This is a genomic window from Acinetobacter sp. CS-2 (genome assembly GCF_016599715.1).
GTDB lineage: Bacteria > Pseudomonadota > Gammaproteobacteria > Pseudomonadales > Moraxellaceae > Acinetobacter.
The window spans coordinates 333,628-350,269 of sequence record NZ_CP067019.1 but is presented as its reverse complement, the minus strand read 5'-3'; the positions used below and the strand labels follow the sequence as shown (position 1 = coordinate 350,269).

At 43.6% G+C, this 16,642-nt stretch carries 14 protein-coding genes, 1 pseudogene and 1 riboswitch; of the genes and pseudogenes, 9 read left to right on the top strand and 6 right to left on the bottom strand.

The window, feature by feature from the left end; genetic code table 11:
- Nucleotides 1-122: 122 nt before the first annotated feature.
- From recN to ruvX, 3 genes are all read left to right on the top strand, one after another.
- Nucleotides 123-1,784 carry a DNA repair protein RecN gene (gene recN / locus JFY49_RS01600; protein ID WP_086195200.1) on the top strand — a complete coding sequence of 554 codons (1,662 nt, stop codon included), beginning with the start codon at nucleotides 123-125 and terminating at the stop codon, nucleotides 1,782-1,784.
- 113 nt (nucleotides 1,785-1,897) lie between these two features.
- Nucleotides 1,898-2,452 carry a YqgE/AlgH family protein gene (locus JFY49_RS01595; RefSeq protein WP_086195199.1) on the top strand — a complete coding sequence of 185 codons (555 nt, stop codon included), beginning with the start codon at nucleotides 1,898-1,900 and terminating at the stop codon, nucleotides 2,450-2,452.
- Complete coding sequence (gene ruvX / locus JFY49_RS01590) at nucleotides 2,445-2,888, top strand: Holliday junction resolvase RuvX (protein ID WP_086195198.1); 444 nt, start codon at nucleotides 2,445-2,447, stop codon at nucleotides 2,886-2,888. Before JFY49_RS01595 ends, ruvX begins: the two co-directional genes overlap by 8 nt.
- A 363-nt stretch (nucleotides 2,889-3,251) precedes the next feature.
- On the opposite strand, the gene JFY49_RS01585 is transcribed toward ruvX, so the two are convergent.
- The 3 genes from JFY49_RS01585 to JFY49_RS01575 are packed head-to-tail and all read right to left on the bottom strand — an operon-like array spanning nucleotide 3,252 to nucleotide 6,590.
- Entirely contained in the window at nucleotides 3,252-4,262 is a 1,011-nt protein-coding gene (locus JFY49_RS01585) for an HlyD family secretion protein (protein WP_086195197.1), read from the bottom strand.
- Between the two features lie 32 nt (nucleotides 4,263-4,294).
- Nucleotides 4,295-4,501, bottom strand: coding sequence for a DUF1656 domain-containing protein (locus JFY49_RS01580; protein ID WP_086195196.1), 207 nt, complete (start codon nucleotides 4,499-4,501; stop codon nucleotides 4,295-4,297).
- A complete protein-coding gene (locus JFY49_RS01575; RefSeq protein WP_086195195.1) occupies nucleotides 4,494-6,590 on the bottom strand; it encodes an FUSC family protein in 2,097 nt (698 codons plus the stop codon). Before JFY49_RS01575 ends, JFY49_RS01580 begins: the two co-directional genes overlap by 8 nt.
- Before the next feature lie 475 nt (nucleotides 6,591-7,065).
- Between JFY49_RS01575 and JFY49_RS01570 the strand changes: the two genes are divergently transcribed.
- Nucleotides 7,066-7,842: an IclR family transcriptional regulator gene (locus tag JFY49_RS01570; RefSeq protein ID WP_086195194.1), complete on the top strand. Its 777-nt coding sequence runs from the start codon at nucleotides 7,066-7,068 to the stop codon at nucleotides 7,840-7,842.
- A 183-nt stretch (nucleotides 7,843-8,025) separates the two neighbouring features.
- Here the strand turns inward: JFY49_RS01570 and JFY49_RS01565 are convergent, their stop codons facing one another.
- On the bottom strand, nucleotides 8,026-8,658 hold the full coding sequence (locus tag JFY49_RS01565) for an alpha-ketoglutarate-dependent dioxygenase AlkB family protein (RefSeq protein WP_180042620.1): 633 nt from the start codon (nucleotides 8,656-8,658) through the stop codon (nucleotides 8,026-8,028).
- Between the two features lie 143 nt (nucleotides 8,659-8,801).
- Here JFY49_RS01565 and JFY49_RS01560 point away from each other — a divergent pair.
- Nucleotides 8,802-9,053, top strand: a pseudogene (locus tag JFY49_RS01560) (ABC transporter); the annotation flags it as partial.
- A 263-nt stretch (nucleotides 9,054-9,316) separates the two neighbouring features.
- On the opposite strand, the gene phoU reads toward JFY49_RS01560, so the two are convergent.
- A complete protein-coding gene (gene phoU, locus JFY49_RS01555) occupies nucleotides 9,317-10,033 on the bottom strand; it encodes a phosphate signaling complex protein PhoU (protein ID WP_086195193.1) in 717 nt (238 codons plus the stop codon).
- Nucleotides 10,034-10,127: 94 nt separating this feature from the next.
- A complete protein-coding gene (locus tag JFY49_RS01550) occupies nucleotides 10,128-11,480 on the bottom strand; it encodes a TolC family outer membrane protein (protein ID WP_086195192.1) in 1,353 nt (450 codons plus the stop codon).
- A 270-nt stretch (nucleotides 11,481-11,750) separates the two neighbouring features.
- Here JFY49_RS01550 and JFY49_RS01545 point away from each other — a divergent pair, with 270 nt between their 5' ends.
- From JFY49_RS01545 to cpdA, 4 genes are all read left to right on the top strand, one after another.
- Nucleotides 11,751-12,818, top strand: a complete 1,068-nt coding sequence (locus JFY49_RS01545) for a hypothetical protein (RefSeq protein ID WP_086195191.1) — start codon at nucleotides 11,751-11,753, stop codon at nucleotides 12,816-12,818.
- A gap of 89 nt (nucleotides 12,819-12,907) precedes the next feature.
- Nucleotides 12,908-13,040, top strand: a riboswitch (TPP riboswitch).
- Nucleotides 13,041-13,148: 108 nt separating this feature from the next.
- Nucleotides 13,149-15,032: a phosphomethylpyrimidine synthase ThiC gene (thiC, locus tag JFY49_RS01540; protein ID WP_086195420.1), complete on the top strand. Its 1,884-nt coding sequence runs from the start codon at nucleotides 13,149-13,151 to the stop codon at nucleotides 15,030-15,032.
- Between the two features lie 77 nt (nucleotides 15,033-15,109).
- Nucleotides 15,110-15,730: an NUDIX domain-containing protein gene (locus JFY49_RS01535; protein ID WP_086195190.1), complete on the top strand. Its 621-nt coding sequence runs from the start codon at nucleotides 15,110-15,112 to the stop codon at nucleotides 15,728-15,730.
- Between the two features lie 10 nt (nucleotides 15,731-15,740).
- Nucleotides 15,741-16,550, top strand: a complete 810-nt coding sequence (cpdA, locus tag JFY49_RS01530; RefSeq protein ID WP_086195189.1) for a 3',5'-cyclic-AMP phosphodiesterase — start codon at nucleotides 15,741-15,743, stop codon at nucleotides 16,548-16,550.
- Nucleotides 16,551-16,642 lie beyond the last annotated feature (92 nt).

The window sequence follows — 16,642 nt, the reverse complement described above, 5'->3', positions numbered from 1 at the left end:
TTTCTGCACTCAGATAAGGTAAGATATTGATGTTTTAAATCCTTTTAAAATAAAAGCTGTCTTGTGACCAAAACAAAATTTCACTATCTTAGATTAAAACTTTTCGCAGCTTGGATGCGTTTATGCTGACACATTTAACTCTCATCAATTTTGCTTTAGCTGATCACTTAGCCATTGATATTGAAAAAGGTTTCAATGTCCTGACGGGTGAAACCGGGGCGGGTAAATCGTTATTACTGGATGCCCTGTCTGCCTGCCTGGGTGAACGTACCGATACCAATTATGTACGTTTCGGTTCGGATAAAGCCGATGTGACGACCATTTTTAGTTATCAGGAACACAGCCCTGAAGCCCAATGGTTAAAAGCACACGAGTTGGATGATGAGTCAGGCGAAATTCATTTACGTCGGGTGATTTTTGCTACAGGTCGTAGCAAAGCCTGGATTAATGGCCGTCCAAGCAGCTTGTCAGAGCTGAAAGAAATTGGGCGTTTGCTGGTACAACTCTATAGTCAGCACAGTCAGCAGCAACTGTTAGAACCGCCCTATCCCAAGCACTGGCTCGACCGTTACAGCAACTTTTATCAGCCTGCGCAAGATGTTCGTAATGCCTATAGCACCTGGCAAAAAGACATTCGCCAGCATCAAGCCGCTTTGGATGCTCAAGCAACCCGCAAACAGCGGATCGAAACTTTAGAGTTGCAACTGGAAGAACTCGAATACATTACCCAGATTGACTATAAAGAGATTGAACAGGAATTTGACCGTTTAAGCCATCATGAACATATCATGCTTGACTGCAGTTATAGCTTAAATGTGCTGGATGAAGCCGAACAAAACCTGACCCAGGAACTTTCTTCAATTATTCGTCGTCTGGAATCACATGCTGGTCGTAGTGAGCAGCTTGCTGAAATCTATAATTCACTGATCAATGCACAAAGTGAAATTGATGATGCAACGGCAAACTTGCGTCAGTTTATCGATCGCCAAAGCTTCGATCCTGAACGGATGGAAGAATTGAACTCACAACTGGAAATTTTCCACCGTTTAGCGCGTAAATACCGCACTCAGCCAGAGACACTAAAAGAAGAATACCAGGCCTGGCAGACAGAATTGGAACAATTGCATCAGCTGGAAGACCCGGAAACCCTGGCTGAACAGGTCGAGTTATCGCATCAGGAATTTTTAGCCAAAGCACAATATCTGGATGAAATTCGCCGTGAAGCCGCAATCCCCTTGGCAAAACAACTGACTGAACAGGTCAAGCAGCTGGCTTTGCCAGAGGCCTATTTTGAATTCAAGTTTGAACCTTTGGAACAGGTTGGTGCCGAAGGGCTTAGCTTTATTCAACTGCTGTTTACTGCGAACAAGGGTATTCCGCCACAGCCTTTGGCACGGGTCGCTTCCGGAGGTGAGCTGTCGCGTATTGCCCTAGTGATGCAAGTCATGAATGCGGAAAAAACCGAAGCGGAAGTGCTGGTCTTCGATGAAATCGATGTCGGGATTAGTGGCGGTACTGCAGAAATGGTCGGCCGTTTGCTGGCTGATTTGGCCCAGCATGTACAGATCTTATGTATTACCCATCAGGCTCAGGTGGCAGCACAATCCGATCAGCATCTACTGGTGAAAAAGCGTCAGACCGATCCGGCCAGCAGTACCATCATTAATCTTGCAGAAGAACAGCGCATTGATGAACTGGCCCGTATGACCGGCGGCGTCGAAATTAATGATACGACCCTGCAACATGCCAAGCAGTTACGTCAACTTAAGTTTCAACAGGTATAGGTTTGAGGTTTAAATCACAAAAAATGATTGGCGAAACCCAATTAGTTTAGTAACTTGGTCATAAGCGCTTAGTTAATTTAATCAGTTTTTGATTTTAAGGGGGAATGGCTTAGATGACTAAACAATATCTGACACATCGCTGTCTCATTGCACCTCCTGATTTAGCCGATGACTTTTTTGCCAATACGGTAATTTATTTGGCACGCCATGATGAAGATGGTGCACAAGGCATTATCATTAACCGCCCATCCGGTCTTTCAATCAAGGAATTGTTGAATGATCTGGAAATTGAAGCGGACAATGTCAATCCTCATGCAGTCTTGCAAGGGGGACCTTTGCGTCCTGAAGCCGGATTTGTGCTGCATACCGGTCAACCGACCTGGCATTCATCCATTGCTGTGGGCGAAAATGTCTGTATTACCACGTCCAAAGATATCCTCGATGCCATCGCCCACAATGAAGGCGTTGGACGTTACCAAATTGCTTTGGGTTATGCCAGCTGGGGCAAAAACCAGTTAGAACAGGAAATCGCACGTGGTGATTGGCTGATCTGTGATTCTGATATGGATTTGATTTTTAACTTACCTTATGATGACCGCTGGGATGCTGCCTATAAAAAAATGGGCCTAGACCGCACCTGGCTATCATCAGAGATTGGACATGCCTGATTTATCAAAACCGCACATGATTATGGCATTTGATTTCGGTACCCAGAAAATGGGCATGGCAGTCGGTCAATCGCTGATTGAAAGTGCCAATCCGCTTGCCTTGTTTCCGATGAAAGATGGCATCCCGAACTGGGATGCTTTGCTGAAAATCGTCAAACAGTATCAACCGAGCTTATTTTTGGTCGGTTTACCGTTAAATATGGATGATAGTGAATCTGAACTTTCTGCGCGTTCACGCAAATTTGCCCGACGCTTGCGTCATCAGACCAATATTGAAACATTGATGGTCGATGAGCGTCTGACTACCCGTGAAGCACGTGATGAACTTGACCAGTATCAGTCTCAAGGTCGTGGCAAAAAACTGGCGGCTGACAGCATTGCAGCTGCGCTATTCATCGAAAGCTGGTATCGCAATCCACAAGGGGTAGCACCTTAAAGATAAAAAATATCTTTTAGAATAATGCCAGTCCGTTCAATAATTGACTGGCATTTTTATTATAAATTCAGCATTCTGTTTGATACACGGAAACGTCATCCGCAATTGTTTGAGGCAAGATTACATAAAAAAGTGGTTGTTTCTGCGATACATTCTTTAGTTGATGGTAATGGACGAGTTTTGCGGATGACAAATGGTTTTGGTTACTTTTGCCAAAACAAAAGTAACATACGAGCTCCAAAAATTTGATTTAAGGAAGCAAGACTCTGTCGTGAACCACTTAAAAAATTAAGGCGTTGTTACCAACTCCTTAGATCAGCATTAATCTCTCGTATGCTTTTTTTGAAATGAACAAGGGCTAAGTTATGGCTGATCTTTTTTCAGGATATGTACGGTTACAGTACGTCCTGCCACAAAGGCCAGCTGGTTCTTCGGCAATTCATCAATCATAATTTTTACTGGTACACGCTGTGCCAGACGCACCCAGCTAAAGGTTGGATTCACATTGGCAAGTAATCCCGTAGTGGATGTACGTTCGCGGTCTTCAATCCCGGAAGCAATGCCCTGAACATGACCTTTGAGTTTTTGTGAATCGCCCATCAGCTGGACCGTTGCAGGAGCACCAACATAAATCTTGTCGAGTTTAGTTTCTTCAAAATACCCCACCACATACAGCTGCTGACGGTTTAACAGTGCAGCCACTGCCTGCCCGACTTTGACATAGTTGCCTTGTTGTAATTCAAAATTGGATAAGGTGCCATCAGCCGGTGCCACCACTTCAGAGCGGTTTAAATTTAGTTCGGACAGGTGCAGATTACTGTTGGCTACTTCAATCAAGGCTTTTTGCTGCACAATATTGGCTTTGGCCTGATCAATCGCAGCCAGCATTTGCTCATGTTCGGCATGTGACTGATCTCGCGTTGCAAACATCTGGTCCTGTTCCTGTTTTGAAATCGCACCCTCCATAAGGTTGGCATAGCGGTTGGCATTTTTATCCGCCAGATTGATATTGGCTTGAGATTTCACCAGATTGGCTTTGGCCTGAGCCAGTTCTGCTTCGGCAGCAGCCAGGCCTGCCTTGGCTTTAGACAGGTCCGATCTGGCCTGTTCCACATCCAGGGCTTGACGGGCCACATCAATTTTAAACAGCACCTGCCCTTTTTTCACAGTCTGGTTATCTTGCACCAAGACCTCGGTGATCAAACCCGCAACATCTGAAGAGACTTGAATCACATCGCCGCGTATTCGGCCATCACGGGTCCATGGCTCAGAATTGTAATAATCCCAGATATGTTTTACCGCCAAAATTGCAACGACAGCGACTATAGTAAATAGCACCGGTCGGACGACTTTACGCAAGTCTAAAGATGTCATGGAAAACCTCATTCATTTCAAAAAATGTCTGCTTAGCCCAAGCAGACAATAAAACCCCAATGCATTAACCACAGCAGCGCAAGATAAATACAGAGATAAAAAATATTCGGCAGCGGAATCCAGCCCTGTTCCACAACACGGTCAAGCACGCGCATCACTACACGCAGTACAACGTAGGCCAGAACCGCCTGAATCAGCAGAATCGGGACATATACCCCATAGACATTTAACTCACCCATGGACAACTTCTCCAAGTTGTATCTCTTCTTTAAGCTGCGCTGGTTCATGACATAAACTGCTGCGAATATTGTTTAAAGACATCTGTATTCGCCAGGAAGTTTCAGCATGTTCCAGTTGTTGTGCCTCTTTTTTCAATTGGCTGATTTTTAAAATAACCTGCTGATGAAGCTCTGTAATCAGCTGTTGTTGCGCATTTTCTTTGGCACGAAAATAGTCATCCAGACCTTGTTGCAGATCTTCCAGACTCACCAAAATGGCTTGCTCTGAATCAAGTCGATGCATCAACTCTTGCAGACGGGTCAGGTCAATCACGGCACTGGTTTCCACCAGGGCCAAATTAATCTGAGTCTTTAATTTTTCCGACTGCACCATCTTGGTATTCAATATTCCAATCCGGTCCAGCATACTGCGTAAATGAATACGAAACGGCACGCCATAAGGAAGATATAAAGCCTGACGAATGGCCTTGTAATGCAGCGACAGAATCCGCTGTACCGTAATTTCAGGAGACATCGCCCGAACCAGATGAATGATGTAAATCGAAATAATCGGCCCCAGCACCGAACCGATGGTGGCATCAAAGAAAAAAACCTGATCCAGCGTGTAATGGTTTTGCAAGTTCAAGCCCATGATGGTTCCCATCAATAAGGGCAAGGCAATCCCGGTGAGTGGCGGATGAGGAAACATCATCAGGCAATAGATCACAAAAGGGGCCAGTACCAGTGCCAATTCCCAGAACGAGGTCACGTGCGGAAAAATGCCATAGGCATAAATAAACACCATCATCCCTGCATAAATATTGCCACGCACAAACATCTTCAATGCCGGTACCGGGTTATCTATGGCAGTTAAAATACAGGCGCTGATCGCTGCCATTTCAGCCATCATAAAACCGGCTTTCCAACCACTGAGTATCCAGAATCCTGTCGCGATGATCACCACAATAAAAGCGGAAATTCCGCCCCGCACCGCAACCCCATGGTCACGGTGTAAATTGGGATAGGTGGTGCTCAGGGGTGTGACGCTTTCTGGCAATGAAGCATCGCCCTGTTGGATGCGTTGCCAAATCAATCTAATGGCACGAATATTTTGAATGAAATGACGGATATCCATTTTCAGACTGGCCAAAATCACCTGCTGTTCAGCAGATACGGTGGCCATTAAACGGGTAAAATCCTGCTCAAAATTTTCAGGCAACAGATTTAGGGTCTGTTCCTGAATATCCTGATCATCTTTTAAAAATGTGGCGCTATGATCATGAATCACCTGAAGCTGGACACGGTATTGGCGATCCATTTGATCCAGCTGTTTGATCCGTTCGGCCATCGCCACCAGGTTCGCTACCAGCATGCTCAGTTGATGTAGCATTTCCTGTAGGGGTTTGGTCATGCCCTGCAAGGTCGATTTCTCATAGGACAAGTGCACTGCCATGACATGAATTTCAGCAATATCACGGGTAATCTGACTGAGTGCGGTACTGTAATTTCCCAGTTCGGAGGGATTGAGTAAAATCTGGTCAAATAAAGTTTTGGTGTCTTTAAAGGTTTTAGATACACGTGCCGCCACGGCTGGCCCAATATGCAGCGGAAAAATTGTCGTAGTCACAATAGCACTACAAACCACCCCAACCAGAATTTCTAAGAAGCGGCCCACGGCCATATCAAACATCGACGCCGTGTCAATGCTATAGATAATGTTATAGCTGATAATGACGGTGGTATATCCCGCCAGCATAAATACATAACTACGCGGAGTCCGGTCGAGCAGCGAGATATATAAACAACCTCCTACCCATGCAGCTAAAAATAAAGTGAACAGCCACGGTGTGTTGATTAGTAGCGGAGTCACTGCCACCGAAACTACCGCACCCAACAAGGTGCCCAGTGCACGATACACACTTTTGGAAGAAGTCATCCCGGAAAAGGGATTGGCAATCACAAAGACGGTCCCGATTGCCCAGATGGGATAGGCCAAATTCAGTGCAAAAGCCACATACAGCGCAAGCATGCCTGCCAGAAACGTTTTAGTCGCAAAAATCCAGTCCATCTTGTTGGGACGAAATGCGAGTACTTGTTTAGTAAGCAGCATGGGTTGATCTCAAATTAGGGGGTTACTTCCTCTGCCTGATTTTGGAATGACGACTACAATGCACGATCTACCTGGAAGATGGATCGTGTAAAAATAGGGAGGTTTAAACATGCCTCAGATGAGCGTCATTCAAAACGAATGGAGAAGATTTCACATCATCCTGTTGATGTGAAATAACACAGGAAAACAGTCAGCCTGGAAAGGTTGAAAATTCACCATTAGACATTTATTTTGATTATTTTTTCAAACAAAGCCCATAAAGTCAATAATAATATCTTATTGTGATAATTAAACATAAATTAATAAGACCTATTAAATGAATATTGCCTGATTTTCTCATGCTCACCGTAAAATATTTTTAGATGAGGTACAAATACAACATTAGCTTCACAAAAGCCCTGCTCTACCTAATTTTTTGTTATAAAGTAATACTTATTCGTTTTTCTTTTTATATGCTTTGACCAAGCAGGTACTTATGGCACTTTCTAGTTTTGGTAAAATTCTTACCGTTTTGGATCTCTTTTCAGTGTCTCGCCCGATCATTAATGTCGATATCATTAGTGAGGAATTAGGACTCTCTAAACCCACAAGTTACCGTTATTTAAAAGAATTGGTTTCGGCAGAATTATTACAACGCCTCAGTGGAACTTCAGGTGACTACACACTAGGTTCTAAAATTGCCGTACTGGATTACATTTCCCGTACCACAGACCCTTTGGTACAGATCAGCATTCCCTTTATGCAGCAAATTGTAGAACGTACCGAATTCGGCTGTCTGCTCACGCATTTAAATTACGATTCATGTATCGATATTCATCACGAACTATATAAAGACCTGACCACGCTGATTTATGGTCGTGGTTGTCCTCGCCCAATCTATAAAGGTTCTTCTGCCAAGGTGATTTTGGCACATTTACCCAAACAGCGCGTTTTGGATTATTATCGGCGCTTTGTGACTGAACTGTCTGAAGTTGGCTTTGCACATAGCGAAGAAGAATTCCTGTTGCAAATGAAACAGATTAAAAAACAGGGCTATTATTTCTCGAGTGGAGAAGTCGATCCCAATCTGGCCAGTCTTTCTATTCCAGTGAAATTTTCCACTAAGGAACCGCCTTTGGCCTTGACCCTGTTAGGCTCGAAAAACCGCTTTGAATTTACCAATTTCCAGAAGTTGATCGAAATATTACGCGACAATGCCAGTTTAATCGAAAAGAAATTTATGACCTTGACCCATCAGGAAGACATATTTTAACTTGAGGAACAACAATACATTTTAATCTAAAAAATGTTGAATTCATTATTATATTCTCATAATATGATTATCGTTCTTCAGCATCCAGTGTTCCATGATAACGTGATGCCAGGTTAAAAACTCTCCCCAAATTAAAAAAGCTCATCACAGGATGGGCTTTTTTATGCGCTTATTTCCAATATTCTATTGCTTCTCATGCGGATAAAAATAACGGAACGTCAGATTCACCCGTGGCTCAATAATTTTCACCGATTTCCTTAAAGTATGCTTCCAGTACTGCTGAGTCTTGCCACGCATCACAATCAGCTGACCGCTCTGTAACAGCACATCAACTTTGTCTGGCTTTTGCTTGTGCTTAAAACTGAATTTCCGGGTTGCCCCAAAACTTAAGGAGGCAATCACGGTTTCCTGACCTGTATTGGGTTGCAATGTAGACTCATCATCACTATGCCAGCCCATAGCTTGAGTGCCATCTTCATACAAATTAGCAAGACATGAATTAAACGCATAGCCGACCAAATTTTCGATATGCTGCTTTAAACGGAATAATCCGGGTGTCCAGACATGGGCTTGCTTGAATGTGCCGGAATAATGATATGGGTAATTTTCATCGCCATACCAGGCCACTTTACGTGCAGTTTTATAGTGTTTTCCATACAACAGCACTTCATCATGTTGCCAGGCCAGATGAGTCAAAAAATACTGCAAATATTGCTCGCTCTGCTGAGGCGTTAAAATCAGGCCATAGTCTTGTACAATGCCGTCATAGGGCAACAGATTGGCTCGGACTTCAGGCTCAAACAATTCAAAGTTCATCGGCAAAAATAAATCTAAAATTCATTTTATTCTAACGAATGATTTCTGTTCACAATTGAGAATATTGTATGCGCTTGTGACATAGGCTATCAGGCTTAGTCTCAAAAAAATTGCATATGAATTTATGACACTTATTTCAAAAAATTCAGCCTTTTGTCCAAACCTACAGCTTACTGGTCATCGAATTTGACCCTGATTGCTTCCTTCACCGCTCAGGTCAAGGCGCTAATTGCAATATGCGGTTAATAGTATTAATCGACTGATTGAATCGGGGGTTGGGGCTGCCTGAAGGCTGCCATATTCTGATCACCATCTCTGCCATTTTACTGGCTAAAGAAGTCATCAATGCCTTAGTGCAATTAGGGCAACAATTTTATGGGGAAAAGCTGCGTATTAGCGGATGCTGAAGCAAGAAACGCATAGTTGATTATATTATGAATATTTTTATAACAGCGTGCTCACATGATCCCTTTTATGAGCGAAACTCGTTTACTTCTTCTTAGGGCAAAATTAAATTTTAAAATAAATCATTCATAGAAACATGGTCTTTCCGCTTGGCTCCATTCCCAAACCATAGCTGATAACCACCTAGTCATGAAGTCATGAGCAATAAAAAAAGCCTGCAAATTGCAGGCTTTTTATTTAATTATGAGAGTAATTAACGCTGAACTTTCTGTTCAATCTCTTCGACGCTGGTATGGCGAACATCTAGCCCTTTGACCATATAGATAACCTGTTCAGAAATATTACGTGCATGGTCACCAATCCGCTCCAAAGAACGCAACACCCACATCACATTAATGACCCGTGAAATATGACGCGGATCTTCAATCATATAAGTCATTAAGGTACGGGTCGCAGACTGGTATTCACGGTCAATATCGGCATCCGCAAGCAATACTCGTAAAGCCTGATCAACATCCAGACGTGCAAAGGCATCCAGCGCATCATGAATCATCACACGAACCTGATTACCAATGTGACGGGTTTCCATATAGCCACGTGGCGAACTGCCTTCTTCACATAAATTTTGTGCAATACGGGCAATTTTTGCAGCTTCATCGCCAATACGTTCCAGGTCGGTATTGGCCTTTGACATGGCAATCACCATACGTAAATCAATTGCCGCAGGATGACGGCGTGCCAGAATCAGGGTCAAGGCTTCATCAATCTCGGTTTCCATACGATTGACTACATTATCCTGAAATTGCACTTCAATCGCTAAAGCGGCATCAGTGTCTAACAGGGCATGAATACTGTTGGCCACTTGCTGCTCGACCAAGCCCCCCATGGTCATAAACTTGGTATTTACATCTTGCAAATCTTCATTAAATTGCGAAGAAATATGGTGATTTAACACCGGATTGTTTGGCAAGGGACGTACTCCACAACAGCGATTTTAAAATGAATGATCTTGTTTAATATTAAAGCATACCTACTATGAAGTTTTTATGACAAAAACTGCAAGATTAGCTGACTGGCTTGAACGACTTGTCAACCAGCCAGGTATTCATTTCTTCAAGGTCTTTTTCGGTCAATTTACCGACCGATGCTTTTAAACGCAGCACATTAATCAAATAATCATATTTTGCATTTAAATAATCCTGTTTGGCAGAAAAAGCGTTGCGTTGTGCCAGCAGCACATCGACCATGGTTTTTAGACCTTCCTGATATTGTGCTTTAGAGGCTTGGGAAACCACTTCCGAAGAGTCCATTGCGGCTTTTCGTGCCTGTAATTTGGCTTGATCAGTTTCTACCTGCATATAAGATTTTTTCACATCGGTACTGGCTTTGCGAATTGTAGCCTCCAGCTGGGATTCGCTTTTCTTCACATTTACCGTGGCTTTTTGAATGGATTTTTGCGTTCTGCCCCCGGTATAAACATTCCAGTTCATCTCTACGCCAATCTGGTCAAACTGGCCATCACTGGATACCACATTTTGCGGGGACTGCTTGATATATCCATACGTCCCTACTGCCTCAATTTGTGGATATAAGGCAGCTTTTTCTACCCGTTTCTGGTCTTCTGCATAACGCTGCTGGATACGTGCCTGCTGAACAGAGAGATTCTGACTCAGTGCCAGCGCTGTCCAGGCATCCAGATCAGCAGGATAAGGCTTTTGAAATTGAAAATCGTCTCGGAGTACGGCCAAATTTTCTTGATAAGGCCCGATTAACTGGGTCAGCTGTTCCTGTGCCAAAACCAGTTGTACATGCGTGGCAATCCGGTTGGCCCGGGCACTTTGATATTGCGCATTGGCCTCACTGACATCGCTTTTTGCTACCAGTCCTTCTTTTAATTTGGCATTCATCACATTCAGCTGTTCAAACAGGGCTTTTTCTTCCTGCAGATTGGCTAGGGTTAAACTCTGCTGACGCAATATATTAAAATAACTTTCCGAGACGTTTAAAATGTGTTCCTGGCGCTGTAATTGTAAAGTGATTTCACTCAGATTAACGGAAGTTTTGATCTGCTTTAAACCTTCCCAGGCATCCCAGCGAAATAGTGGCTGACGAGCAGTAATGGCAATTTGTCGAGTAGTAGACGGGGAAGCCGTAAATGCATCTGCCGGAAAACCCGGAATACTGCTATCACTGCTCTGCTGGCTTTTACGCATCACATTTCCAGAAACAGTCACCGTTGGCAATAAATTCCCTTTGGCAATACCCAGATTGAGTTGATCTGCTTCATACTGTAAAAGATTGGCTTGCCAGTTGGGATCGCTGTTTTTCGCCCGTTGATAGGCTTGCACCAAATCCAGAGCATGACTCCAGGGACTGAACAGCAACACACATGCACCAATGACTATTTTAATATCCATTTTTTATCGTAAATCCCGACCTGCGACCATCCATAGACATGCATATTTATAATAAAAGCTATGCAATATTAAAATGATCTGCTCAATTTTCCGTATGATTTTTATTAATTTTTGCCATCTGCTCAGCTGTTATTCATCAACCTCCACATGACTGCTCCATCATCACAGCACGTAACCAAAATCCTTCACAACACTACACAGACAAAGACTTTTTCAGTTATACAATACCCGCATACCCTGCAAATCATTGCCGCATGTACCCGATATAGAATGACTGTGCCGTTAAAAACAAAATTTTCTGTTAAGCAATACTTCCCTTTCTTTATTTTTATCCTTCTTATCGGGTGTCAAAAACCCGAACCTCAACCTATTCAAGAACCGGTACAAAAACAATCACAACAAGATGAAACGGTAGATTTAAACCTATTATGCAAAAATCTTGAGAAAAACATGCTGGCCATTAATGCGGAACGCACCACTTTTGCCCTGGAACAGATTAATCAGGATCTCAAGTTATGCTTGCCGCTGTCTACCTTAGCAGAACAACAACATTTATTAAAACTGTCCAATCAAATGTACAACAACTTCCTTAGCGTGGATAGAACAGCGCCACAGCAAGTTGCTTTCGAAGAGTATGCTTTTGATTTATCGCAGCATCCGACCATTCAACAAAACCGTTTTGAACAACTGACGTTACGTGATCAATATTTATTAAAACATAAAGGGCAAGCTTATATAGAGCTGTATGATCGCGGTAAAGGCCAGATCAATTATCGCCGTAGCCCCGAATATTTAGCCAGAATTTTTGCGCCTTATATGCCGCAAGCCGAACAGGTCTTTATCGAAAATCTGGCGGCACAAAATACGCTGCCGGTATTTTCAGAGCATATCTTGATGATTGAACCGCATGAAATTGTGACCCGGGCTTTATTCTGGGAAGAATATTTAAATCAATACCCGAAAAGTAGCTATCGTAAAGATGCGGAATATCTTTTACAGATGTATAGCCTGTTTTTATTTAAAGGCATGCATGATTCGCCGGTCTCGGATACTTACCTGGATAAATATGCAGTACAAAGCAGTTCAATGGATGAAATTGAAAAATTAGCCCAGGTCAAAAACTCGCATTTAGCCGTTCAAGCGAGCAAGTTTCTGCAATTTCTACAGTTATCCGAACAGCAGCGCTTACAAGAAATTCCTGTTCAGCTTAGCCTTAAAGAACAACTGTCGATGTCTGAAAAACAGCTCGCACTCAGACAGTTAGATGAATATTTGGGTTTACAAAATCTGAGCCTTTCCAACCCGCGTGACTGTTTTAGTGATGCCGTTTGTGTTTAAGCTGCCTGTCTGTCTCCGATCTGGACGCCAGCCGAAAAGCGATGTTTTATGTGAATGTTTTTTAGTACATGGACATGGTAGTATTGATTCATAGCTTGACGGAGCGCGAGTAACAACTCGCTGAGATCGCCTAAATTCTATATGCAAATATGGCATTTGAGGGTGAGTACCGTTGAACCTGATCAGGTTAAGACCTGCGTAGGAATCAAGCCATCAAAAAACCTAAGCCTTCAATTGATTTGTGTTGATTTTAAAATCATTCAATCAGATCAATCTGCCACGTTTTTGGTCGTGCTTGATTCGTTGATGTTATTCACAAGGATCATTACCATGGACCAATTAACGAATCGCTCTGCAACAGATATTTCCGCTCAGCATGAGCAAGATGCCAAAGATCTCACCCGAATTTTACCCGCTTCCAGAAAAGTCTACATTCAAGGTTCGCGGAGTGACATTCAGGTGCCTATGCGTGAAATTTCCCTGACCGAGACCCCAACCGGTCTGGGTGGAGAACACAATCCGGCCATTATGGTCTATGACACTTCAGGCGTTTATACCGACCCGAACGTGGCCATTGACCTGAATAAAGGTTTGCCCAATGTGCGTGAAACATGGATTGAGGAACGTCAGGATACGGAACGTTTAGAGACGCTGAGCTCTGCTTTTGGACAGGAACGTCTGAAAGATATTCGTACGGCAGAAATCCGTTTCGCCCATATTCAAAAGCCGCGCCGTGCTAAAGCGGGCAAAAATGTCACCCAGATGCACTATGCACGTCAGGGCATCATTACTCCTGAAATGGAATATATCGCCATTCGTGAAAACCAGCGCCAGCAGGAAGGTGTTGATGCACGCCAGCATGCCGGTCAAAACTTCGGGGCCAAGAATCTGACGGAAATTACCCCTGAATTTGTGCGTCAGGAAGTAGCCGAAGGCCGTGCCATTATTCCGGCCAATATTAACCATCCTGAAATTGAACCGATGATCATCGGACGTAATTTCCTGGTCAAGATCAATGCCAATATCGGCAACTCCGCACTCGGTTCCAGCATTGATGAAGAAGTAGCGAAAATGACCTGGGCCACCCGCTGGGGTGCTGACACCATTATGGATTTGTCGACCGGCAAAAATATTCATGAAACCCGTGAATGGATTATCCGCAACTCTCCTGTTCCAATTGGGACGGTTCCTATTTATCAGGCACTGGAAAAAGTTGATGGTGTTGCCGAAGACCTGACCTGGGAAATCTTTAAAGACACCCTGATTGAACAGGCAGAACAAGGCGTGGACTATTTCACCATTCATGCCGGCGTGCTTTTAAGATATGTACCGCTGACGGCTAACCGCTTAACCGGAATTGTTTCTCGCGGCGGCTCTATCATGGCACAGTGGTGTCTGGCGCATCATCAGGAAAACTTCCTGTATACGCATTTTGATGAGATCTGCGAGATCATGAAGGCCTATGATGTATCCTTTAGTCTGGGGGATGGCTTACGTCCAGGCTGTATTCAGGATGCCAATGACGAAGCGCAGTTTAGTGAACTGCGTACCTTGGGGGAACTGACCCATCGTGCCTGGGAGCATGATGTACAGGTGATGATTGAAGGTCCGGGGCATGTACCGATGCACATGGTCAAAGAGAATATGGACTTGCAACTGGAAGTCTGTAAAGAAGCGCCTTTCTATACCCTAGGGCCTTTAACCACCGATATCGCTCCCGGTTATGACCATATTACCTCGGCAATTGGCGCTGCCATGATTGGCTGGTACGGTACCGCCATGCTGTGCTATGTCACGCCAAAAGAGCATTTGGGCTTACCGAACAAGAAAGATGTCAAAGACGGTATCATCACCTATAAAATTGCAGCCCATGCCGCCGATCTGGCCAAAGGCCATCCGGGTTCGCAAGTGCGTGATAATGCCCTATCCAAAGCGCGTTTCGAATTCCGCTGGGAAGATCAGTTCAATTTGAGTCTGGACCCGGATACGGCACGTAGCATGCATGATGAAACCATGCCGAAGGAAGCGCACAAATCTGCGCATTTCTGTTCCATGTGTGGTCCTAAATTCTGTTCCATGAAAATCACTCAAAATGTGAGGGATTATGCGAAAAATCAAACTAACGAGGGACAGGATACAGAGATTGAAGCAGGTTTGAATGCCATGAAAACCAGCTATCATGAACATGGTCAAAAATTGTACCACAAGCTGTAATTCTTAAAAAAAAATCTTTTATTTTCATAAAATTCTCAGTTAGGATGAATGTATGCTTTTCATCCTGACTGAGCTATATGAATATTATTAAACAAGCCACATATAACAACGACCAAGTCAAAATTCAGTCGCGTGAATATCTTTTTCGTGGCTTCATTCAGGTTGAAAAAGTCAATCTCTGCCATCGTTTATTTAACCAGAGCAAATTCACTCCTGTTATGCAGCGTGAACTGATTCACCGCCCTGAAGCTGCCGGTGTACTGATTTATGATGATACCCAGCAAAAATTTGCCTTAATTGAACAATTCCGTGTCGGTGCAATGGATGATCCAGAATCCCCCTGGCAACTAGAAGTGATTGCCGGTGTACTCGATGGTGATGAATCGCCGGAAAGCTGTATACGTCGTGAGAGCATGGAAGAATCTGGCTGCGAGATTGACCAGTTACAGCATTTATTCAGCTTTTATCCTTCGGCTGGGGCCTGTTCTGAACTGTTTCATTTATATAGTGCCCAAGCACATCTTCCTGAACATGGCGGAGTGTTTGGCATGCCGGATGAAGGGGAAAATATTCAGCTGCATATCATTGATTATAGTGAAATCACTACCTTATTGAGTAATGGCCGATTAAGGAATGCGCCAGTCATTATGGCCTTGCAATGGTTGCAACAACATATTAAAACAACAAGGAATGTCTAGGGAGTCGGACATGACTTTATACCAACCCAATGAAGACCAGCAAGACTGGACCATTATTCAGATTTCAGACACGCATTTAATGGATCAGGACGATCTGGAATTTGTAGAGATGAATCCGGAACAGAGCTTTCATGCTGTGATGCAACAGATTCAGCAGCAATATCCGAGTACCGATGCCATTATTCATACTGGGGATCTGGCGCAAGTACCGGTCAAACAGACGTATACACGTTATTTATCTTATATGCAGAATCTTGGTATTCCCTTTTATCAAATTCCAGGCAATCATGATGATATTGATCTGTTCCCTTTCTATCAGCATAAAAATCAGGTACACGCCATTCATTTTGGCAGATGGAGCGTGCTGCTGCTAAACACAGCCGTAGACGGCAGAATAGATGGCCGGATTGAACCAGAGCAATTACAACAGCTAGATCAACTACTGGCAGAACTGCAACAGCAATTTGTCATTGTGGCATGTCATCATCATCCTTTTGCCATGCAATCAAAATGGATCGATCAACATAAACTGAAAAACCCTGAAAACTTGACCGCTGTTTTAGCCAGGCATAGTCATGTTAAAGCGGTTATTTTTGGTCATGTGCATCAGGATTCGTGTCATGAATGGCAGCACATCCGGTTTTTCTCAACTCCGTCGACCTGTGTCCAGTTCAAACCTTTCAGTGAAAATTTTGCCCTAGATGACCAGGCCCCGGGGTTTCGTGTCCTGCATCTGAAAGCCAATGGTGAGCTTGAAACCCGAATTCAGCGTGTCCAAACAGTACGGCAACAAATTAATAGCGAAATTTCAGGTTACTAACTTTTCATTTTGCTTTTTTTCTATTACTTTATGGCTTCCGAAGGAAGCATGATCGATAGAATCCAAGCATCAAAGACTATCAAAAAGCACAA